Genomic DNA, 19,557 nt, shown 5'->3' on the forward strand with positions numbered 1-19,557 from the left:
TGCGTCCGGAACGCGAAATGTCTCTACAAAGGGGCGGCTGAAAGTGGCCGATAAGTCCACGCGTCTTAAAAAACGCGCCGAGTTCCTGCGGGTGGCGGCCAAAGGTCGCAAGGCACCCGTTCCGGGGCTGGTGCTGCAGGCGCTTGAACGCGGCGACACGGAAGCTGCCCGGTACGGTTTTACCGTTACCAAGAAAGTGGGTAATTCCGTTGTGCGCAACCGGGTCCGGCGACGCCTGCGGGAAGTCGTCCGGCTGCTGGATCGCGAACGTACGCTGCAAGGTGTCGATATCGTGGTTATCGGCCGGTCTGGCACGCGGGATCGGCGGTTTGATGCCCTTGTGGGCGATTACCGCAAGGCCCTGCGCAAGGCGGGGGTGAAGGAAGAATCGTGACTACGTCTTCCCTAAGCCCGCCTGCCCACATCCTGCGCGCGATCATTCGCGCATACCAACTGGTGATCCGGCCCATATGGGGCGCGCATTGCCGGTTTACCCCTTCATGCAGTCATTACGCACGTGACGCGATTGCCCGGCATGGGGCAGCGCGCGGTACGGTGCTGGCCGTGTGGCGCATCCTGCGCTGCAACCCGTGGAACGCGGGCGGTCATGATCCGGTTCCCCATGGGGCCTGCGGATGTGGCATGCATGACTCCATGAAAAACAGTAAAAGTCTGGCGGGTCGCTGATGGATATCAAGCGTTTTATGGTGGCAACAGCACTGTCTGCCGTGGTGCTGGTCGGTTTCGAGTATTTCCTGCCACAGCAGAACCATAAGACGGTCGAGCAGCAGGCCCCCAATGCCACACCGGGCCTGCCGCCCGTCGCGGCTGGCGGCAATACGTCCGCCGCACCGCCGGTGGCTGACGCCAGCCAGCCCGATCCGCGCGTGGCGATCGACGCGGACCGCGTGCATGGTTCGCTCGACCTGCGTGGCGCACGTCTCGATGACCTCGTGCTCAAGAATTATCATGAGACCGTGAAAGCAGGCAGCCCGCTGGTCCGTGTGCTGGAGCCGCGCGATCAGGCGGAACCCAATCTGGTCGAGGTCGGCTGGGCCAATGTAAGTGGTGGCCATGTCAGCGTGCCTGATGCCAACACCGTCTGGACTGCCGACCACGATACGCTGACACAGGCCCAGCCAGTGACCCTGTCATGGGATAACGGTCAGGGACAGGTATTCCAGATCAATATCGCCATTGACCGGAATTACATGTTCGCGGTCACGCAGAAGGTGATCAACCATGGGGGGGAAGCCGTTTCCCTCTATCCCTTCTCGCGCGTGGAACGTGGCTACACCCCGGTCGAGACGGGTGGTTACCTTGTGCATGAAGGGCCGATTTCGGTCATTGATCACAAGCTGGACGAAAGCTCGTACAAGTCCCTGCGCAAGGGGGCCGTGCCGCCGGGTAACATCGCATGGACCAAGGCGGGGCAGGGCGGCTGGGCCGGCATTACCGACAAATACTGGCTGTCCGCCGTTATTCCGCAGCAGGATAGCGACGTGGCGGGCACCTATTCCTATCAGCCCACCGGCGGGGACAAGGGTGTCTATGACGTAGGCTTTACCGCGCGCACGCCACTGGTTGTGGCGGGTGGCGGGGAGGCGGTTTCCGCCAGCCATGTCTTTGCCGGTGCCAAGGAAGTGCCGCTGCTGGAAAAATATGAATCCAGCCTGCATATCCCCGATTTCTGGAAAGCGGTCGATTTTGGCTGGTTTGCGTTTCTGACGCGTCCGATCTTTACGGTGCTGGACTGGCTGAACACCATGCTGGGCAATTTCGGCCTTGCCCTTATGGCGTTCACCCTGCTGGTCAAGGCGCTGTTCTTCCCGCTGGCGACCAAGCAGTTCCAGTCCATGGGCAAGATGCGTCAGCTTCAGCCCAAGATCAAAGCCCTGCGTGAGCGCTACAAGGACGACCAGATGGCGCTCAACCAGCAGATGATCGCCCTGTACAAGCAGGAAGGCGTGAACCCGGCCAGCGGCTGCCTGCCCATGCTGCTGCAGATCCCGGTTTTCTGGTGCCTGTATAAAGATCTGTACGTTACCATCGAAATGCGTCATGCGCCGTTCTTTGGCTGGATTCATGACCTGTCGGCATTTGACCCGACAAACCTGTTCACCCTGTTCGGCCTGATCCCGTGGGACCCCACCGTCATTTCGCCCATGCTCCAGCTTGGCCTGTGGCCGATTGCGTTCGGGCTGACGATGTTCATCCAGCAGCGGATCAATCCCGCCCCGGCGGCGGACCCCGCGCAGCAGAAGATGTTCCAGCTCATGCCGGTCATTTTCACCTTCTTCATGGCGCGTCAGCCTTCGGGGCTGGTGATCTACTACTGCTGGAACAACCTGCTGACGATGGCGCAGCAGACGCTGATCCAGCGCCGCGTGAAGAACCGTTCTGACAGCAAGCCCAAACTCCCCGCCGGGAAGAAATAACCACAGGGATCGAGATGGTGGATTTTTCCTCCCCCCCGCTGACACCTGAAGAACTGGAACGCGACCGTGAAATCGGGCGCGTTCTGTTCGCCGGTGAGTTCAATTTTGTATTTGGCGCACAGAAGCTCGGCCAGCTGCCTGATCCGCTGCTGCCGGAAATCGCGTTTGCGGGCCGCTCCAACGTGGGCAAGTCCAGTCTGATCAACGCCCTGACCGGGCGTCGGGCGCTGGCGCGCGCCTCGTCCGAGCCGGGACGTACCAAGCAGCTCAATTTCTTTGAACTGGCCGACCGGCTTACGCTGGTCGACATGCCCGGTTACGGTTTTGCCAAGGCGGCGAAAGCGGTGAAGGAAGACTGGCAGGGCATGATGTTTTCCTACCTGCGCGGCAGGCCGACGCTGCGCCGTGTCGTGCTGCTGCTGGACAGCCGGGTGGAGGTCAAGGCCAGTGATCAGGAAATCATGAAGATGCTGGATCGCGCCGCCGTAACCTTTCAGGTGGTGCTGACCAAATGCGACGTGCCCAAACCCAATGCGCTGGCGGCCAAGCTGCGCGAAGTGGGTGAAATCGTAAGGGCGCATGCCGCGGCTTTCCCCGATGTGCTGGCCACCAGCAGCGAAAGCGGGGAAGGGATCGAGATGCTGCGCGCGGAACTGGCCCGACTGGCCAATCCGGTGCAGGCCGCCAGATAGGGTCCATCCGCCCATGTTAACGGGCGGGGGCAGGGATATTCAGCAGTCAGGAGCGAAGGGACCGTTCGGATGACAGGAACAGAACCGGGCGACCGGGAAGCACAGGTACGGGCCGAGGTTCTGGCCAGGGCGCTGCCCTATCTGCGCCGCTATGCCGGTGACACGATCGTGGTGAAATATGGTGGCAGCGCGATGGTCGATACCTCGCTGTCCAGCGCGTTTGGCCATGACATCGCGCTGCTCAAGCAGGTCGGCATCAATCCCGTCGTGGTGCATGGCGGTGGTCCGCAGATCAGCGCCATGCTCAAGCGGCTGCAGATTGAATCGACCTTCATCGATGGACTGCGCGTAACCGATGCGGCCATGATCGACGTGATCGAAATGGTGCTAGGCGGCAAGGTGAACAAGCAGGTCGCCGGTCTCATCAACCGCGCGGGCGCGCTGGCCGTAGGTATTTCCGGGCTGGATGGCGGTCTGATTTCGGCCCGCAGGCTCCAGCGCCGCGCGCGCGTGGGCGGGGTGGAAACCGACCGCCTGCTTGATCTGGGTTTCGTGGGGGAACCTACCCGCATCGACCCGCGCGTGATCTATGCACTGTCCGGCTCGGGGCTGATCCCCGTTATCGCCCCCATCGGTGGCGGCGAGAATGGCGAGACGTATAACATCAATGCCGACACGGCTGCCGGTGCGATTGCAGGCGCGATCAATGCCAGCCGCCTGATCATGCTGACGGACGTGCCCGGCGTGCTTGATGGCGAAGGCAGGCTTATCCCGGAACTGACGGCGGAAGACGCGCGTAAGGGCATTGCCAGCGGCATGATTTCGGGTGGCATGATCCCCAAGGTGGAGACCTGCCTTGAAGCCGTGCGCGCGGGTGCGAAGGCGGCGGTCATTCTCGATGGCCGCGTGCAGCATTCCTGCCTGCTCGAACTGTTCACCGAAGCTGGCCCCGGAACCCTGATCCGCGGCGCATGACCGGGCGAGCGGGGTAATCCGGGGCGGTGCGTTGACATTGCCCCCGATCCTCCGCATGGTCCGCAGGCAAATTAACACAGGCCCCCGGCATGTCCCGCCGGGGAAACCAGCCCCAGACAGGATTTTGCAAATATGACCGATACATCCCTTCAGAGCCAGATCGAGGCCCTGTGGGAGCGTCGCGAGACGCTGTCCACCGCCACAACCGGGGCCGACCGCGATGCGGTGGAGGCCGCCCTGCTGGCGCTGGATTCCGGCAAGCTGCGCGTCGCCACGCCGGGCGCGGATGGCTGGACTGTCAATGAATGGCTGAAGAAGGCCGTGCTCCTGTCCTTCCGCCTGAATGACAACCGTCTGGTCGAAGGTGGCGGTGCGGGTGCGCCCAGCTATGACAAGGTGCCGCTGAAATTCGCAGGCTGGGATCAGGCGGCTTTCGCCGCGGCCGGTTTCCGTGCCGTGCCGGGTTCGATCGTGCGTCGTTCCGCCTTCATTGCCCCCGGCGTCGTGCTTATGCCCAGCTTCGTCAACGCCGGTGCGTATGTCGATAGCGGGACGATGGTCGATACCTGGGTTACGATCGGAAGCTGCGCGCAGATCGGCAAGAACTGCCACATCAGCGGCGGCGTCGGTATTGGTGGCGTGCTTGAACCGCTGCAGGCCGCCCCGGTCATCATCGAGGACGGCTGCTTCATCGGTGCGCGTTCGGAAGTGGCCGAAGGCGTGGTGGTCGAACGCGGCAGCGTGCTGTCCATGGGCGTGTTTCTTGGCGCATCCACCAAGATCGTCGACCGCACCACGGGCGAAGTGTTCATGGGCCGCGTTCCGGCTTACTCGGTCGTCGTGCCCGGCACGCTGCCGCCGCGTCAGGCCACATCGGCTGATGGCAAGCCGCTGCCGTCGCTGGACTGCGCCGTGATCGTCAAGCGCGTGGACGAACGCACACGCTCCAAGACCTCGATCAACGACCTGCTGCGCGGCTGATCGCGATGGCGGATGACGGAATGGCCGGTATGGAACACGACCCCGGTGGTGTTGTCACCCTTGCGCGGGATCTGATCCGCTGTCCTTCCGTCACCCCTGATGATGGGTGTTGCATCAACACGCTGGCCGGTGTGCTGGAGCAGATCGGTTTCAGCGTGACCCTCCTCCCGTTCGGGGAGGGAGAGGCCCGCACGCCCAACCTGTTTGCCCGTCTGGGCACGGGCCATCCCCATCTGTGTTTTGCCGGGCATACCGATGTGGTGCCGGTAGGCAGCGCCCGGTGGCAGCATGATCCCTTCGGCGGGGAAATTCATGACGGCATCCTGTTCGGTCGGGGTGCATGCGACATGAAGGGGGGCATCGCCGCCTTTGTCGCAGCCGTACGGCTGTATCTGGACCAGACCCCGGATCAGCGTGGTTCCATCAGCCTGCTGATTACCGGAGACGAGGAAGGCCCCGCCACCAACGGCACCGTGCGCGTGCTGGAATGGATGGAAAAGCAGGGGCAGATACCGGATTTCTGTCTTGTGGGCGAACCGACCAATCCCGCCGGGATGGGAGAGGTCATCAAGATCGGTCGCCGTGGCAGCCTGAACGCCCGCATTACCGTCAACGGCACGCAGGGCCATGTGGCCTACCCGCACCGCGCGGATAATCCCGTGCACCGCCTTCTGGCGCTGCTGGGGGAACTGACTGCGGCACCGCTGGATACGGGTAGCGAGTGGTTTGAACCCTCCAGCCTGCAGGTGACCAGCGTGGATGTGGGCAATACGGCCACAAATGTCATTCCGGCGCAGGCGCATGCCCGGCTGAACATCCGCTTTAACGACCTGCATACGGGTGCGGACCTGTCCGGCTGGCTGCGTACGGTTACGGCCCGGCATGCTCCCGGCGCCGAAGTCAGTATTTCCATCAGTGGGGAATCGTTCCTGACGCAGCCCGATGCGCCGGTCGAGGCCCTGCGTGCCGCAATCCGCGCCGAGACCGGTCAGGTACCCCGCCTTGATACGGGTGGTGGCACATCCGATGCGCGCTTTATCAGCCGTTACTGCCCCGTTGCGGAATTCGGGCTGGTGGGGGCGAGCATGCACAAGGTGGACGAGCATGTCAGTCTGGCTGACCTGAAGCAGTTGACGGCGATCTATGCCGGGTTTCTTGAAAAGGTAATGCACTAATGGCCGATCGCGGTTCCTCTCCCGACCCGACCGCATCCGGGTTAGGCGGTATCCTTAAGGGTATGCTGCTGCTGGGGCGTGGCCGTGCGGAAGGCATTGCCTATTTTGGCAATACGCGCGATTCCGTGCTGTCAGCCCTTGCCCCCCGTCTGGCGCTGTGGCTGGTGGGTGGTGGCCTGACCGTTGCCTACGCCCCGCAGCCGCTTAGTGGGGTCAAGGTGCTGTTCGCCCTGTGCCTGATCCTGATGCCCGCCGTGGTGACACATGCGCTGGCGCGGCACTGGAAACGCGAAGGGCTGTGGCTGCGCTACATCACGGCTGCATGGTGGACGGACTGGGTCACGCTGTTCGTGGGGCTTGTTGTCGCCCTGATCATGGCGCTGGCCTCGCCCAGACTGCTGGAAACCCAGACCGGTGAACTGGTCCTGAACGGGACGGAGTTCGTCTACAGCCTGTGGCTGACATGGTATGTTGCCCGCGTGGGCCTGCTGCTGCGGCGCGGGCAGGCGGTCCTGATGGTTCTGGCCATTCTGGGCAGCCTTGTCGCGCTGGGTGGCGTGACGGCGCTGTTTTCACCCGACCAGCGGGCGTGGCATGAATTCCTCTATCCCCTGCTCATGCAACAGGGCGGCGCGCACTGAACATGTGCCGCGATGGGGTGGTCCCGCGCGAAGTCCGAGGTCTCGTGTCGCTGCGTAAATCATGCCCGTTGAGGCACGTTCGGTCGGGCAGATAGACCGGAGAGATTGTTTGAAAAGAAATTCCTGATAAAAAACAGGAACAGTTTTCTGGTGTCGCCTTTTTACAAGAAGCTTCACCTGAAGCTTTCTTATGATCTCTGGACAGGCTGTTTCAAACGGCTTCTATGATGCGTCGGAAAGCGTGCTGAATATCTCCACGCGCAACATGTCCTGGGTGCAGGGCGGAAACGAGCAGCCTTTTATGGTTCTGCTTCAGCCGGATATGGTGCACGCAGTTGCCGGTAATCCGCCGTCCTTTGGTCGAATGATGACAGACCTTATCCCGTCAGAAACAGATCAGGACGATGCGTGTCGAATGCTTTCGGGCGTTGGATGAAACACGAAACTCCGCACAGGCACCCGCTCAGAAGGCCACCAGTCAAGGCATGCTTCTGTCTGCTGTGTAACGGCGGGGAAGGTCTGCCGGGCTAGCGGATGAAGGGATTGTCTTCATAGCCCACCCCGGTCAGGCACAGGCCATCGGGTGGGGCCGTGGGGCCGGCGGCGCGGCGGTCACGGGCGGCGAGGGCCTGTTCAACACGTTCCACGTCCCACCGGCCTTCACCCACCAGCTTCAGTGTCCCGGCCATGTTCCGTACCTGATGATGCAGGAAGGAGCGCGCATGGGTTTCGATTATGACGGCCTCTCCCTCGCGCCGGACCTCAAGCTGATCCAGCGTGCGGATGGGGCTTCTGGCCTGGCAGGCGGTGGCGCGGAAGGATGTGAAATCATGGCGGCCCACCAGTACCCGGGCTGCCTGCTGCATGGCTTCAACATCCAGCGGTGACTTGACGTGCCAGACCCGTCCTTCATCCAGTGCCGGTCGGGCCGCGCGGTTGAGGATACGGTAGCGGTACGAGCGCATCCGCGCCGAAAAGCGGGCGTTCCACTGTGGCAGCACGGGGCGGGCCATCAGGACCACCACCGGATGGGGCTTCATGTAAAAATTCAGCCCGTCGCGCACCGTGGCGCTGGATAATGTCACATCGGCGGGGAAATCCAGATGCGCGACCTGACCGCTGGCATGCACGCCAGCATCGGTGCGGCCTGCGGTAATGCTGGGCACGGTACGGCCTGCGGTCAGCCTGTTGGCGGCCCCTTCCAGCAATCCCTGTATGGACAGCAGGGTTTCCGATGGCTGTCGCTGCCATCCCACGAAGCCCCGCCCATCATATTCGATCAATACCGCCCACCGGCAGACCGAAGGGGGGGCTGCATCATCCGGGCGGGAAACAGGCGTATCAGGCATCGGACGGTTCCATGCCAAAGCGGGTCCCGCGGCTGATGGCCTGCCCACGCAGGAAGTCCGCGGCTTCCATCATGCCGCGTCCGGGGCGCTGCAGGCGGGTGATGCGCAGCGTCGTGCCCGAACCGCAGGCGACAAGCAGGCTATCGTCAATGACCGTGCCGGGGACGGCCTGCGTCGTATCGGTTGTGATCGCCGTGGCCCCGATCTTGAATATCTGACCGTCCAGCGTGGTGAAGGTGCCGGGCCATGGGGTCAGGGCGCGGACCTGACGGTCGATATGGGACGCGGGGGCGGTCCAGTCTATGCGTCCGTCTTCCCGGCTCAGACGCTGCACATAGGTAACGCCCGTATCGGGCTGCGGCGTACCTGCCTGGGGCATCTGGCGCAGGATTTCGACAATCAGGCGCCCCCCCATTGCGGCCAGATCGTCATGCAGGCTGGTTGCGGTGGTGTGCGGGGTCAGGGCCACGCGATCGCGCAGCAGCATGGCCCCGGTATCCAGTCCGGCATCCATCTGCATGATGGTCACGCCACTTTCGCTGTCACCCGCCAGGATCGCGGCCTGAATGGGGGCAGCCCCCCGCCAGCGTGGCAGCAGGCTGGCATGGATGTTCAGGCAGCCATACCGGGGGGCGTCCAGCATGTCCTGAGGCAGGATCAGCCCGTATGCGGCGACAATCGCGGCATCCAGATGCAGGTTACGGAAATGGGCCAGTTCGTCCGTATTATTGCGCAGGCGCAGCGGCGTGCGTACCGCAATGCCCAGTTCTTCCGCCGCGCACTGCACGGGTGAGGGGCGCAGTTTCTTCCCCCGTCCCGCCGGGCGCGGGGGCTGGCTGTATACGGCTACGATTTCATGTCCGGCCTGATGCAGGGCGCGGAGCGCCGGCACCGCGAAGTCGGGCGTGCCCATGAAGGCCAGTCGCATGTCGTTTGGGTCCGTTCAGGCTGGCCGGAACCATGGGCGGCAGGCCGTGGTTCCGGCGGTGGTCCGCAGGGGCGTTCAGCGGGGCTGATCAGTTCTTCTGGCGCTGTTCCTTGGCCAGCCGACGCATGATCATGTTGCGCTTGAGCGTGGACAGATGATCAACGAACAGGATGCCTTCGAGATGGTCGATTTCATGCTGCAGGCAGGTCGCCAGCAGGCCGTCGGCCTCCAGTTCCTGCTGCCTGCCGTCCATGTCCTGATAACGCACGCGCACGGCTTCGGGGCGGACAACCTCGGCATACTGGTTGGGCAGCGACAGGCATCCTTCTTCCCGTGCGGCCATGCCGTCCGTTTCGGCAATGACTTCGGGGTTTATCAGCACGATCGGGTTGCGCTTCTCGTCCTTGTCCGCCACGTCCACGATGGCGAAGCGCATGCCCAGCCCCACCTGCGGGGCCGCAAGCCCGATACCGGGGGCCTGGTACATGGCGGAGAACATGCGGGGAATGGTGGTGCGCAGTTCGCTCATGTCCTCGGGCCGGACAAGGCGGGTTTTCTGGCGCAGGACCGCCTGGGGTGCGACCAGGATCGGCATGGGGGTCGCCTGAGCGATGACATCATGATCAATCATAGTTCGCCATTTAGCGTTTCCACACACGGGATGCCAGTGGGTGATGCAGCCAAAATGCCCGTAAACGGGGCATATGTACGGTTATGGGAGCGTACCCTTGCGTATGGCTATTATTCTACCATATCGTGAAGGGATGGAAGGCGGGCGCCGTTCCGGGTCCGTTTTTTCCGTTTCCTGTCTCGCTCAAGCAGAGGAGGCCGATTTGTCGGGAAGAGTTTTCGGGTCGCCCATGTTTCTGGGGTTTGACCATCTGGAGCAGATGCTCGAACGCGCATCCAAGAATGCGTCGGACGGGTATCCGCCCTATAATATAGAGCAGGTCAGCCCAACGACCCTGCGCATCACACTGGCTGTCGCCGGGTTCGTGATGGAAGACCTGCACATAACACAGGAAGACAACCAGCTTGTCATTCGCGGGCGGCAGAGTGATGACGGTCAGGGCCGCATCTTCCTGCACCGTGGCATCGCGGCACGCCAGTTCCAGAAGGCTTTCGTACTGGCCGAAGGAATCGAGGTCGGCGGCGCGTGGATGGATAATGGCCTGCTGCATATCGAACTGACCCGTCCCCAGCCCGAAGCCCGGATACGCAAGATCGAGATCTCGCGTGCGCCGGTGGCGCCGTCGCATGAACGTGTTCCGCCCGTGGTGGATGTGCCGCCCGCGCGCAAACAACGTGTCGTGAGGGTGATTGACGAGGAATGACAGCCTGCGCCGTAATGGAACGGCCCATGTTGCGATGCGCGGAAGAAGGGTGACATCCCTTCATGATGCAGGAGAGAACGTGATGAGAGTCACAACACAGAATGGCCGGGTCCTGCTGCATAACGAGGCGGAGACGCCGGTATGCGATCCCCACACGATCAGCACGGGTGAGCTGCGTGGACTGGGCGTGGAATCGGTTGCCTATATCCGGGCAATTCAGGTGGATGGGGAAGATGCCTTTGCCATCCATGCCGCTGATGGCACGCCGATGGCGGTGACGGATGACCGGGAAACGGCGGTCAACGCCATCCTCCAGCACGAGATGATGCCGGTCCCGCTGCACTGATGGACTGACGGTAACCGTCAGCAGCCTTACATTTTTATGGCCCTGTCCCGCATGTCGGGACAGGGCCGGTTTGTATGGAAGGGTCACGATGCTGCCCGCCCGCACTGGCGGGCGGCGCGGGCAGGGCGGGTCAGCCGTCCTGCGGGCTGGCCGAAGGATCAAGCCAGCCGATGTTCCCGTCCGGCCGGCGGTAGAGCACATTGACCGTATCGGTCGCGCTGTTGCGGAAAAGCTGGATCTGGCTGTCGGCAAGATCGAAGCGCATGACGGCTTCGCTGACGCTCAGCGTCACGATCTCGGCCGGGTGTTCGGCAATGATGGTGGCGTAGGGGCCGGTCGCGGGCAGGGACGCGTCCTCCTCCTCGACGGGGGTTTCCTCATCCGTGGCGGCTGCTTCGGTCATGCCGGGGCGCAGGACATAGTCACGACCGATTTCCGGCATCTGCTGGCGGGTCTTGAGGTGACTGTGGTTGGTGGCCTTGCGGTGATAGCGGCGCAGGCGGCGCGCAATGTGTTCCGCCGCGTCATCGAAGGCGGAATTGGCATCGGCGGCTTCGCCTTCACCGCGCAGGGTCAGGCCGCGCGTGGCATGAAGATTGATGTCACAGGTAAAAAACGAACGCGCACGGCTGAAGGTCACGCGTGCTTCCATGGCCTGTCCGAAATACTTTTCCGAAATACGGTCCAGATGGGCGCTTACCCGGTATTTCAGGGCATCGGACAGGTCGATCTGTTTTCCGGCAACACTGATGTGCATAAGGGGCAACTCCTTATAAAATCACAGCGCAGTCGCATGCGGGAGACGGAATACGTTCAGTCAGCTATTGTTTCAGTCAGGGTGACGATCCTGCTCCCGTAGGCGTGCATGATAGGGGTGGTTGCGTTGTACCTGTCGGGCACATGATCCCGAACGGGTACATTTGGGCACGGTTCCCCGCCTGCTGTCCATGCTTTCCCTGCATGAAAGACTACAGTTTTTTACAGTCCGCCCCCTTGCACGGGGGCGCAGAAATACAGGGTGGGGACCGCAGGCTTACAGCGTGAATTTTTCACCCAGATAGACACGGCGCACATCTTCGTTCGCCACGATCTCCTCTGGCCGCCCTTCGGTCAGGACCTGCCCGCTATGCATGATATAGGCCCGGTCGATCACTTCCAGCGTCTCACGCACGTTATGGTCGGTAATCAGCACGCCGATGCCACGGTCCTTCAGGTGGGCCACCAGATCACGGATTTCCCCCACCGCGATGGGGTCGATACCGGCCAGCGGTTCGTCAAGCAGGATATAATGCGGCTGGCTGGCCAGCGCGCGGGCGATTTCCAGCCGTCGCCGCTCACCCCCCGACAGGGCGAGGGAGGGGGAATGACGCAGCCGTGTGATGCCGAACTCCCCCAGCAGGCCATCAAGCATCGTCTGGCGCCGGTCGGGGTCGGGTTCGACGATCTCAAGGGCGGCCATGATGTTCTGTTCGACATTAAGGCCACGGAAAATGCTCGATTCCTGCGGCAGGTAGCCAATGCCCATCCGCGCGCGGCGATACATGGGCAACTGCGTGATGTCCGCGCCATCCAGCGTGATGGTGCCCATGTCGGGACGCACCAGCCCCACGATCATGTAGAAGCTGGTGGTCTTGCCCGCGCCGTTCGGGCCAAGCAGGGCCACGGCCTCCCCACGCTGGACCTGTAGCGACACATCACGCACGACCTGCCGTTTCTTGTAGCTTTTGCCGATGCCGCTGGCGATCAGCCCGGCGGAGGGGGCGGGCGGTTCGGCGGTCTGGGGACCATCGGATGGCTGTGTCATGTTCATCTTGCTGATCCCTTGTCACCTTTTCCGGCCTGATTGGGTATGATCAGGCCACTGACGCGTGAGCCGGGGCTGTCGGTCAGGGTGGCGATATCGGTGTGCATGTTCACGATGGCCGCCGTACCACTGACCTGATTTTCCCCACGGGTGATATGCACGTCACCCACCAGCCGGGCAATGCCCGTATCGGGCACGTATACGCCCCGGTCGCCTGTCACGGTTTCCATGCGGGTCCGGATCACGATATGACCGAAAGCGTTCATATGGTCCATCGTGCCTGCGCCGGGGGCCGGTCTGTCATTGGCGGTGGCGGCTGTTCCGGCGGGCTGGGACGCATCGGGCGCGCCATTTGCATTCCCCGGCTGGCTACCGGTGTGATCACGGCCCGGATGGGTGCGCTGGTCCTTTGGCTTGTCATAGCCCACCAGTACGTCGGCGCGCATCTGGCGGCCATCATTCGTGGTCATGGTCGCGTTGCCGCGGGCGACGGACATATGTTCGCGCGAATGGTATTCCAGCACGTCCCGCGCCGTCAGGATATCCTGCGGAGAGGTCATTTTCAGGTGCGCGCCGGTCATGACCAGAACGGCCTGGTCCATGTCATAGACCGCATGGTCGCCCCATGCCTGGTCATTGGTGTTGAAGGCATGGACATGACCGATGGCTTCCAGGCGATAGACCTCGCTCGCGCCGCCGCCATCGCCGCCATCGGACGGTGGGCCGCCTGCGCTTGCAGCACCTTTGTCGCCACCGGGCGCACCGGCGGGCGCAGGTCCATCGGGTGTGGGCAGATCCTGCGGCAGCACGTCGGTCGCGGTCGCAAGGCTGGTATCCACATCCCCTGCGCCCCCGGCTGTTGCGGCTGCCGGGGCGGCCGGTTGCGTTCCTGCTGCCGTGGGGGCTGGGGAAGCCTGCGTATTCGCGGGCTGGGTCGGGTCATCGACAATATGCGGGCGACGGGTTTCGACCGGGGGGGCAATGCCCAGATGGGCGGATAGGGGGGCGTCCGCTCCCGGTGGGCCGGGCCGGGGCGTGGCGGCCTGTCCTGTCGCCACAGTGGCGGTCGTGGGCGTTTTCTTGCGGTAATAGGCGATCAGCCGGTCCGCCCGCACGGTCACATCCCCACGGATGGCCTGCGCCTGATCATAGGCGGTGACGGTCTGCGCGTTCTGGTCCCAGTCGAAGCCACCCAGCGCGGTGACGTTGACCTGCTGCCCATGGGACATGTCCAGCCCCTGCGCCATGGCGGGGCCTGCCACGACCAGCCCGAGCAGAACCCCGCCAAACGACAGGTGGGAGGATACGCGCACCATCAGTTCGATCTTTCCGCTGCGTTGAGGATCATGCGACCGGGGCCACGAAACAGCATGATGCCGCCCCGCGTGTCCAGCATGCTGCCGCCTGCGTCGATGGTCCCGATCGGGCCTTCACCATGAATCCAGCTATCGGATACGATGATGTTGTGGCGCATGTCGATATCCGCGCTGGGGGTAAGCATGATGGTCCCGTCATTGCGATAGAGGGTGACGTCGTGCGTAAGGTTCAGCAACTGGCTGTGCTGGATATACACGCCATCGCGCGCGGTGACATACAGCCAGTTCCGGTCATCCAGCAATATGTCGGCGGCTGCATTCGTAAGGTCGATCCGCTCGTTCGATATCTGGCGGGCTTCATCGGCGGTGACCATGTAGGGGTGGTCGTGATCGTCCAGACCGCGATAGGTCGGGTTGAGCATGCTGCCGCTTTTCACGCGCACCCGGCTCATCTGCGCCATGGTGCCGGTATGCATGATCACCGCGCGTTCAACCGCGGGCCACGCAGCGATGGAGCCAAGCAGGACAAGGGCAAGCAGCGGCAGAACCCATTTGGCCGAACGCAGGATCGTCTGGCGGCGCGCAAGGGATTCCGCATTGGGCAGCAGACGCGTGCGGGTGGACTGGTCGAATATGCTGCGCTGGCGTTCGATGTCGGCGGCGCTGCGGGCGTAATCCTCGCGCTGGATGCCGCCGGGATCGGTGCCGGTATCCCTGTCGTCGGTCGGCTCGGTCATGCAACGCCGGCACGCAGCAGGTCATGAAGATGCACGATGCCAACCGGGTGCCCGCCTTCATCCAGCGCGAAGATGCTGGAGATCGGGCGCGGGCGGTCGTTCATGATGCGCAGGGCCTCCGCCGCCAGCACATCGGGGCCGATGGTCTGGGGATGGGCGTTCATGATGTCGGCGGCGCAGGTGTGGTCCAGGTCCTGTTCCAGCGCAAGGCGCAGGTCGCGGTCGGTAATCAGGCCGATCAGCCGGTTGCCCTCATCCACAACGCCCATGCAGCCGAAGGTCTTGCGGGTCATTTCCATAATGACCTGCCGCAGCGGCATGGTGGGATGGCCCAGCGGCATGCGGTCGCCGCCGTGCATCAGTTCCTGCACGCGGCGCAACTGCGTCCCCAGCCGGCCACCGGGATGGAAAATGCCGAAATCATTGGCGCTGAACCCCCGGCGCTGCAGCAGCACGATGGCCAGCGCATCGCCCAGCGCAAGCTGCATGGTGGAACTGGTGGTGGGGGCCAGGCCGATGGGGCAGGCTTCGGGCGCGTAGGGAAGCAGCAGCCCGATATCCGCCGTGCGGGCCAGCGTGGAATGCGCGCGCGATGTCATGGCGATCAGTAGCAGGCCGAACCGGCGGGTGTGGGAAATGATGTCCGCCATTTCCGCCGTTTCACCCGAATTGGAAATGGCAAGGACCGCATCACCCTTCTGCAGCATGCCCAGATCCCCATGCGAGGCTTCCGCCGGATGCACGAAAATCGCGGGCGTGCCGGTGGAAGCCAGCGTCGCCTGTATCTTGCGCCCGATATGCCCCGACTTGCCAATGCCGGTCACGACCACACGCATATTACCCGACAGGATGCGCTCGACCACCTCGATGAAGGCGGCGCCAAGTCCCTCCTGATCGGGCGTGGACGGGGCTTCCAGTGCGCTGATCATGGCGTGCAGGCCCGCGGATTCCGTGCGCAGCACGTTGCATGCCTCCGCCAGCATATGGAGATGCTGCGGCGTGGCGCTTTCGCCGATATTGGCGGTAAGGGAAGGTGAAAGGCTGCTGTTCATGCCCGACCTGCTATCATCATGGAATGGCTCCGGTCAGACCGGGGGCGCTCTATCAGGCGGCCCGGTGTGCGAAAATATCCGGTTCCCCATAGCCCAGAATATCCAGCCGGGCGCGGGTGGGCATGAAATCGTAGCATGCCTGCGCCAGTTCGCGCCGCCCCTCGCGGAGCAGCAGGGCTTCGAGTTTTTCCCACAATGCATGCAGGTACAGCACGTCGGAGGCGGCATAGGCAAGCTGTTCGGGCGTAAGCTGCGGCGCGCCCCAGTCCGAGGACTGCTGCTGCTTGCTCAGATCCACCCCGAGCATGTCCCGGCACAGATTGGCCAGCCCGTGGCGGTCGGTATAGGTGCGCACCAGCTTGGATGCGATCTTGGTGCAGATGCACGGCGCTACCGTGATGTCGAGCGTGTGCTGGAGGATCGCCACGTCAAAGCGGGCGAAATGCATGATCTTGGGCCGGTCCGGGTCGGTCAGCACGCGTACGAGGTTGGGGCAGTCCGCCGCCGTGACGCCAGCGGGCATCTGCACCAGATGGGCATGTCCGTCACCACCTGAAAGCTGCACGAGACAGAGCCGGTCACGATGCGGGTTCAGCCCCATCGTTTCCGTATCGACGGCAACGGCGGCGGGAAACGTAACGTCCGCCGGCAGGTCGCCGCGATGGAAATGGATGCTCTCGGGTGCTGGGCTTACAGCCATGTGGAAATTGCTCCGTCACGATGGTCAGTTCACGGTGGCAGGTCTGGAACGCAACCGCAAGGAAGGCAATCCGTTCTCTGTTCGCCGGGTCCCGGATGCGGGGCGCGGACGGTGGGCCTGTACGTAAATTGTGTGTTCGTGGGCGGTTTACACCAATTTGAACGGGCGAACAGGCAAAAAGATAACGGGACAGTCCTCGAGAGGCTGTCCTGACCGCCCCCGGAGGGGTTTATTATCTTTTTAGGAGAGATGGTGCCCAGAAGAAGACTCGAACTTCCACGACCTTGCGGCCACAGGTACCTGAAACCTGCGCGTCTACCAATTCCGCCATCTGGGCTCAGAGGCTCCCCAGCGGAGGCCGCCGGGGTGGTGTGAGCGCTGTTTAGTCCGGCACGCCGGGGCGGTCAACAGGGTAAATGCATTTTTTTGAAAACAGGCGCATTTTTTCTTTCGGGCCTGTCCGTGCGGTGGAAGGAGGGGTGGAAAAAGCGAATGCCTTCATCCGTCCTCAAAGGCGCAGGATACGCCCACGATTACCAACCCCGGAACGGGAGCAGGGAATGACACGCAGGGTGGCGACGGTTTTTGGTGGTAGCGGCTTTGTGGGCCGCCACGTTGTGCAGCGGCTGGCGCAGGCTGGATATGTGGTGCGCGTGGCCGCGCGCGCCGCCACCAGCGCAGCGGGCCTGCGCATGCTGGGTGACGTGGGGCAGATCGTGCCGATTGTCGCCTCCATTACGGAGGAGGCAGCCTGTGTCGCCGCTATCGAGGGGAGTGAACTGGTCATAAACCTGGTGGGCATTCTCTCGCCCCACGGGGCTGCGACGTTCGATGCCATCCATGTGCAGGGTGCGGGACGCGTGGCCCGGCTGTGCGCCGCAGCGGGGGTGGGGCGGCTTGTCCATGTTTCCGCGCTGGGGGCGACGATGGACAGCCCATCGGCTTACGCGCGCAGCAAGGCGGCGGGAGAAGCGGCGGTCAGCCAGTGCATGCCCGAAGCGGTGATCGTGCGGCCATCGCTCATATTCGGTCAGGAAGGGTCGTTTCCCAACATGTTTGCCCGCATGGCCCGGATGCTGCCTGTCATGCCGGTCTATGCGGGGGCGACGCGTTTCCAGCCGGTATGGGTCGGGGACGTGGCGGAGGGGATTGTCCGTATCGCAGCCGGAGGGGAGGACATGGCGGGCGCGATTTTCGAATTCGGTGGTCCCCGTATCCTGACCATGCGCCAGATCGTGGCATGGGCGGCGCGGTGGGCCGGACATCCACGCCCGCTTGTGGCCGTGCCGCGCTGGCTGGCGCTGCTGCAGGGCGGCATACTCGAACACCTGCCGGGCCGGGTGCTGACGCGCGATCAGGTAAGGCTGCTATATGTCGATAATGTCGTGGCCCCCGGCGCGCGCACGATTGCCATGCTGGGCATTGCCCCATCCCCGATGGATCTGATCCTGACCGGGGTGCCGTAAGACAGAAAACTTCGGTTTTTCGGTATTTTTCAGCATATTTCGGTATTAAGGTCAGTACTACTGTCTTTTATTGGCGCGGGGTGTTGCGTAAGACCTGTGCCACGTCGCGGGCACGCCTGTCGTGCCTGCCGCGTTCCTTACCTTCACGCACACCGGGGGCAGACCGATGGCCGAGCGCATGCTGAAATTCGTCTCTGTGGCGCAGGAGCAGCCGGACAAACGGCCTGCCGAGGCGCGCCGCAAGGATTTTAACGAGATTTACGCCGAATTCGTGCCCGCGAAGGCCGAAACGCAGGCCTCGCGCTGTTCGCAGTGCGGCGTGCCCTTCTGTTCGGTGCATTGTCCGCTGGGCAACAACATTCCCGACTGGCTGATGATGACGGCGGCAGGCCGGATGCAGGAGGCGTATGAACTCTCCTCCGCAACCAACACCTTCCCCGAGATATGTGGCCGCATCTGCCCGCAGGACCGCCTGTGCGAAGGGAACTGCGTGATCGAGGAAGGGTTCGAAAGCGTCACCATCGGCGCGGTGGAACGCTACATCACGGATACCGCCTTCGATAACGGCTGGGTCAGGCCGGTCGTGCCGGTGGCCGAACGCAATGAAAGCGTGGCCATCATCGGGGCTGGTCCCGGTGGTCTGGCGGCTGCCGTGCAGTTGCGCGAACAGGGCTATCAGGTCCACGTCTACGACCGTTACGACCGCATTGGCGGCCTGCTGATGTATGGCATCCCCGGCTTCAAGCTGGAGAAGGACATTGTCACGCGCCGCCACAGGCTGCTGGTGGAATCGGGCATTACCTTCCATCTCGGCAAGGGGGTTGGTGATACCGACGGGGCGGACAGCATCGCGTTCTCCACCCTGCGTGCGCGCCATGACAGCGTGCTGATCGCGACGGGCGTGTACAAGTCGCGCGATATCGGCGGTCCCGGCGCGGGGCTGGGCGGCATCGTGCGCGCGCTGGATTACCTGACCGCGTCCAACCGTGTCTCGCTTGGGGATACGGTCGCGGAATATGACAGTGGCGAACTGAATGCGGCAGGCAAGTCGGTTGTGGTGATCGGCGGTGGCGATACGGCCATGGACTGCGTGCGCACGGCCATCCGGCAGGGCGCGAAATCGGTCAAATGCCTGTACCGCCGCGACCGCGCCAACATGCCCGGTTCGGTGCGTGAAGTGAAAAACGCCGAGGAAGAAGGTGTCGAGTTCGTATGGCTCGCAGCCCCGCAGGCGTTTGAAGGCGACAGCAGCGTAACGGGCGTGCGCGCCAGCCGCATGAAGCTGGGCCTGCCCGACGCGAGCGGTCGCCAGTCGGTCGAACCGGTCGAAAACAGTGCGTTTACGCTGGAAGCGGACCTTGTGGTCAAGGCGCTGGGCTTCGATCCCGAACCGCTGCCCACCCTGTGGGGGCAGCCGGAACTGGAGGTTTCACGCTGGGGCACGCTCATGGTCGATCGCAAGACATTCATGACCAGCCTGCCCGGCGTGTTTGCGGCAGGCGATATCGTGCGCGGGGCCAGTCTGGTTGTGTGGGCCATCCGCGACGGTCGTGACGCGGCAGCCCGGATGCACGAATGGCTTGAGGAAATGACGGCGGCGCAGGCCGAGGTGGCGGAGTAAGC

General features: G+C 63.2%; 22 protein-coding genes and 1 tRNA gene. 13 read left to right on the forward strand and 10 right to left on the reverse strand.

The window, feature by feature from the left end; genetic code table 11:
* Positions 1-43 precede the first annotated feature (43 nt).
* From rnpA to ACBR42_RS01215, 9 genes are all read left to right on the forward strand, one after another.
* Positions 44-394: a ribonuclease P protein component gene (gene rnpA / locus ACBR42_RS01175; RefSeq protein ID WP_102324583.1), complete on the forward strand. Its 351-nt coding sequence runs from the start codon at positions 44-46 to the stop codon at positions 392-394.
* Positions 391-687 carry a membrane protein insertion efficiency factor YidD gene (gene yidD, locus ACBR42_RS01180; protein WP_102324582.1) on the forward strand — a complete coding sequence of 99 codons (297 nt, stop codon included), beginning with the start codon at positions 391-393 and terminating at the stop codon, positions 685-687. Before rnpA ends, yidD begins: the two co-directional genes overlap by 4 nt.
* Positions 687-2,438, forward strand: a complete 1,752-nt coding sequence (gene yidC / locus ACBR42_RS01185) for a membrane protein insertase YidC (RefSeq protein WP_282759553.1) — start codon at positions 687-689, stop codon at positions 2,436-2,438. The genes yidD and yidC overlap by 1 nt, the downstream gene beginning before the upstream one ends.
* A gap of 14 nt (positions 2,439-2,452) precedes the next feature.
* Entirely contained in the window at positions 2,453-3,130 is a 678-nt protein-coding gene (gene yihA / locus ACBR42_RS01190) for a ribosome biogenesis GTP-binding protein YihA/YsxC (RefSeq protein ID WP_102324580.1), read from the forward strand.
* Positions 3,131-3,199: 69 nt separating this feature from the next.
* Positions 3,200-4,105 carry an acetylglutamate kinase gene (gene argB / locus ACBR42_RS01195; RefSeq protein WP_102324579.1) on the forward strand — a complete coding sequence of 302 codons (906 nt, stop codon included), beginning with the start codon at positions 3,200-3,202 and terminating at the stop codon, positions 4,103-4,105.
* Between the two features lie 132 nt (positions 4,106-4,237).
* Positions 4,238-5,086, forward strand: a complete 849-nt coding sequence (dapD, locus tag ACBR42_RS01200) for a 2,3,4,5-tetrahydropyridine-2,6-dicarboxylate N-succinyltransferase (RefSeq protein ID WP_110547137.1) — start codon at positions 4,238-4,240, stop codon at positions 5,084-5,086.
* 20 nt (positions 5,087-5,106) lie between these two features.
* Complete coding sequence (dapE, locus tag ACBR42_RS01205; protein ID WP_371207085.1) at positions 5,107-6,261, forward strand: succinyl-diaminopimelate desuccinylase; 1,155 nt, start codon at positions 5,107-5,109, stop codon at positions 6,259-6,261.
* On the forward strand, positions 6,261-6,902 hold the full coding sequence (locus ACBR42_RS01210; RefSeq protein ID WP_174234072.1) for a hypothetical protein: 642 nt from the start codon (positions 6,261-6,263) through the stop codon (positions 6,900-6,902). The genes dapE and ACBR42_RS01210 overlap by 1 nt, the downstream gene beginning before the upstream one ends.
* Before the next feature lie 190 nt (positions 6,903-7,092).
* Positions 7,093-7,338, forward strand: a complete 246-nt coding sequence (locus tag ACBR42_RS01215; RefSeq protein WP_371207086.1) for a hypothetical protein — start codon at positions 7,093-7,095, stop codon at positions 7,336-7,338.
* Positions 7,339-7,429: 91 nt separating this feature from the next.
* On the opposite strand, the gene truA is transcribed toward ACBR42_RS01215, so the two are convergent.
* From truA to def, 3 genes are all read right to left on the reverse strand, one after another.
* A complete protein-coding gene (gene truA, locus ACBR42_RS01220) occupies positions 7,430-8,251 on the reverse strand; it encodes a tRNA pseudouridine(38-40) synthase TruA (RefSeq protein ID WP_118962436.1) in 822 nt (273 codons plus the stop codon).
* Positions 8,244-9,179: a methionyl-tRNA formyltransferase gene (gene fmt / locus ACBR42_RS01225; RefSeq protein WP_371207087.1), complete on the reverse strand. Its 936-nt coding sequence runs from the start codon at positions 9,177-9,179 to the stop codon at positions 8,244-8,246. Before fmt ends, truA begins: the two co-directional genes overlap by 8 nt.
* Before the next feature lie 88 nt (positions 9,180-9,267).
* Positions 9,268-9,810, reverse strand: coding sequence for a peptide deformylase (gene def, locus ACBR42_RS01230; RefSeq protein WP_102324573.1), 543 nt, complete (start codon positions 9,808-9,810; stop codon positions 9,268-9,270).
* A 229-nt stretch (positions 9,811-10,039) separates the two neighbouring features.
* On the opposite strand from def, the gene ACBR42_RS01235 reads away from it, so the two are divergent.
* Both ACBR42_RS01235 and ACBR42_RS01240 read left to right on the forward strand, forming a co-directional pair.
* A complete protein-coding gene (locus tag ACBR42_RS01235; protein WP_102324572.1) occupies positions 10,040-10,513 on the forward strand; it encodes an Hsp20 family protein in 474 nt (157 codons plus the stop codon).
* A gap of 82 nt (positions 10,514-10,595) precedes the next feature.
* On the forward strand, positions 10,596-10,859 hold the full coding sequence (locus ACBR42_RS01240) for a DUF1150 family protein (RefSeq protein WP_102324571.1): 264 nt from the start codon (positions 10,596-10,598) through the stop codon (positions 10,857-10,859).
* A 130-nt stretch (positions 10,860-10,989) separates the two neighbouring features.
* Here the strand turns inward: ACBR42_RS01240 and hpf are convergent, their stop codons facing one another.
* From hpf to ACBR42_RS01275, 7 genes are all read right to left on the reverse strand, one after another.
* Entirely contained in the window at positions 10,990-11,616 is a 627-nt protein-coding gene (hpf, locus tag ACBR42_RS01245) for a ribosome hibernation-promoting factor, HPF/YfiA family (protein ID WP_102324570.1), read from the reverse strand.
* A gap of 276 nt (positions 11,617-11,892) precedes the next feature.
* The gene (gene lptB / locus ACBR42_RS01250) at positions 11,893-12,669 is read right to left on the reverse strand and encodes an LPS export ABC transporter ATP-binding protein (protein WP_102324569.1); all 777 of its coding nucleotides are present in this window, start codon (positions 12,667-12,669) and stop codon (positions 11,893-11,895) included.
* Positions 12,666-13,979: a hypothetical protein gene (locus ACBR42_RS01255; protein ID WP_371207088.1), complete on the reverse strand. Its 1,314-nt coding sequence runs from the start codon at positions 13,977-13,979 to the stop codon at positions 12,666-12,668. The genes lptB and ACBR42_RS01255 overlap by 4 nt, the downstream gene beginning before the upstream one ends.
* The gene (lptC, locus tag ACBR42_RS01260) at positions 13,979-14,716 is read right to left on the reverse strand and encodes an LPS export ABC transporter periplasmic protein LptC (protein ID WP_102324567.1); all 738 of its coding nucleotides are present in this window, start codon (positions 14,714-14,716) and stop codon (positions 13,979-13,981) included. The genes ACBR42_RS01255 and lptC overlap by 1 nt, the downstream gene beginning before the upstream one ends.
* Positions 14,713-15,768, reverse strand: a complete 1,056-nt coding sequence (locus tag ACBR42_RS01265; RefSeq protein ID WP_102324566.1) for an SIS domain-containing protein — start codon at positions 15,766-15,768, stop codon at positions 14,713-14,715. The genes lptC and ACBR42_RS01265 overlap by 4 nt, the downstream gene beginning before the upstream one ends.
* Positions 15,769-15,820: 52 nt before the next feature.
* Positions 15,821-16,468 carry a ribonuclease D gene (locus ACBR42_RS01270; RefSeq protein WP_102324565.1) on the reverse strand — a complete coding sequence of 216 codons (648 nt, stop codon included), beginning with the start codon at positions 16,466-16,468 and terminating at the stop codon, positions 15,821-15,823.
* Between the two features lie 250 nt (positions 16,469-16,718).
* Positions 16,719-16,805, reverse strand: a tRNA-Leu gene (locus tag ACBR42_RS01275).
* Between the two features lie 223 nt (positions 16,806-17,028).
* On the opposite strand from ACBR42_RS01275, the gene ACBR42_RS01280 reads away from it, so the two are divergent.
* Together ACBR42_RS01280 and ACBR42_RS01285 are read left to right on the forward strand one after the other, a co-directional pair.
* Positions 17,029-17,934, forward strand: coding sequence for a complex I NDUFA9 subunit family protein (locus ACBR42_RS01280; RefSeq protein WP_371207089.1), 906 nt, complete (start codon positions 17,029-17,031; stop codon positions 17,932-17,934).
* A 166-nt stretch (positions 17,935-18,100) separates the two neighbouring features.
* Entirely contained in the window at positions 18,101-19,555 is a 1,455-nt protein-coding gene (locus ACBR42_RS01285) for an NAD(P)-dependent oxidoreductase (RefSeq protein ID WP_132305722.1), read from the forward strand.
* Positions 19,556-19,557 lie beyond the last annotated feature (2 nt).

Origin of the sequence: Komagataeibacter sp. SM21 (assembly GCF_041402665.1) — a bacterium.
Taxonomy (GTDB): domain Bacteria; phylum Pseudomonadota; class Alphaproteobacteria; order Acetobacterales; family Acetobacteraceae; genus Komagataeibacter; species Komagataeibacter saccharivorans.

What these genes read in the sequence shown, in the direction of transcription:
- yidC (WP_282759553.1), top strand. Translation starts at nt 687, where the DNA reads ATGGATATCAAGCGTTTTATGGTGGCAACAGCACTGTCTGCCGTGGTG.
- yihA (WP_102324580.1), top strand. Translation starts at nt 2,453, where the DNA reads ATGGTGGATTTTTCCTCCCCCCCGCTGACACCTGAAGAACTGGAACGC.
- argB (WP_102324579.1), top strand. Translation starts at nt 3,200, where the DNA reads ATGACAGGAACAGAACCGGGCGACCGGGAAGCACAGGTACGGGCCGAG.
- dapD (WP_110547137.1), top strand. Translation starts at nt 4,238, where the DNA reads ATGACCGATACATCCCTTCAGAGCCAGATCGAGGCCCTGTGGGAGCGT.
- dapE (WP_371207085.1), top strand. Translation starts at nt 5,107, where the DNA reads ATGGCCGGTATGGAACACGACCCCGGTGGTGTTGTCACCCTTGCGCGG.
- ACBR42_RS01210 (WP_174234072.1), top strand. Translation starts at nt 6,261, where the DNA reads ATGGCCGATCGCGGTTCCTCTCCCGACCCGACCGCATCCGGGTTAGGC.
- ACBR42_RS01215 (WP_371207086.1), top strand. Translation starts at nt 7,093, where the DNA reads ATGATCTCTGGACAGGCTGTTTCAAACGGCTTCTATGATGCGTCGGAA.
- truA (WP_118962436.1), bottom strand. Translation starts at nt 8,251, where the DNA reads ATGCCTGATACGCCTGTTTCCCGCCCGGATGATGCAGCCCCCCCTTCG.
- fmt (WP_371207087.1), bottom strand. Translation starts at nt 9,179, where the DNA reads ATGCGACTGGCCTTCATGGGCACGCCCGACTTCGCGGTGCCGGCGCTC.
- def (WP_102324573.1), bottom strand. Translation starts at nt 9,810, where the DNA reads ATGATTGATCATGATGTCATCGCTCAGGCGACCCCCATGCCGATCCTG.
- ACBR42_RS01235 (WP_102324572.1), top strand. Translation starts at nt 10,040, where the DNA reads ATGTTTCTGGGGTTTGACCATCTGGAGCAGATGCTCGAACGCGCATCC.
- ACBR42_RS01240 (WP_102324571.1), top strand. Translation starts at nt 10,596, where the DNA reads ATGAGAGTCACAACACAGAATGGCCGGGTCCTGCTGCATAACGAGGCG.
- hpf (WP_102324570.1), bottom strand. Translation starts at nt 11,616, where the DNA reads ATGCACATCAGTGTTGCCGGAAAACAGATCGACCTGTCCGATGCCCTG.
- lptB (WP_102324569.1), bottom strand. Translation starts at nt 12,669, where the DNA reads ATGAACATGACACAGCCATCCGATGGTCCCCAGACCGCCGAACCGCCC.
- ACBR42_RS01255 (WP_371207088.1), bottom strand. Translation starts at nt 13,979, where the DNA reads ATGGTGCGCGTATCCTCCCACCTGTCGTTTGGCGGGGTTCTGCTCGGG.
- lptC (WP_102324567.1), bottom strand. Translation starts at nt 14,716, where the DNA reads ATGACCGAGCCGACCGACGACAGGGATACCGGCACCGATCCCGGCGGC.
- ACBR42_RS01265 (WP_102324566.1), bottom strand. Translation starts at nt 15,768, where the DNA reads ATGAACAGCAGCCTTTCACCTTCCCTTACCGCCAATATCGGCGAAAGC.
- ACBR42_RS01270 (WP_102324565.1), bottom strand. Translation starts at nt 16,468, where the DNA reads ATGGCTGTAAGCCCAGCACCCGAGAGCATCCATTTCCATCGCGGCGAC.
- ACBR42_RS01280 (WP_371207089.1), top strand. Translation starts at nt 17,029, where the DNA reads ATGACACGCAGGGTGGCGACGGTTTTTGGTGGTAGCGGCTTTGTGGGC.
- ACBR42_RS01285 (WP_132305722.1), top strand. Translation starts at nt 18,101, where the DNA reads ATGGCCGAGCGCATGCTGAAATTCGTCTCTGTGGCGCAGGAGCAGCCG.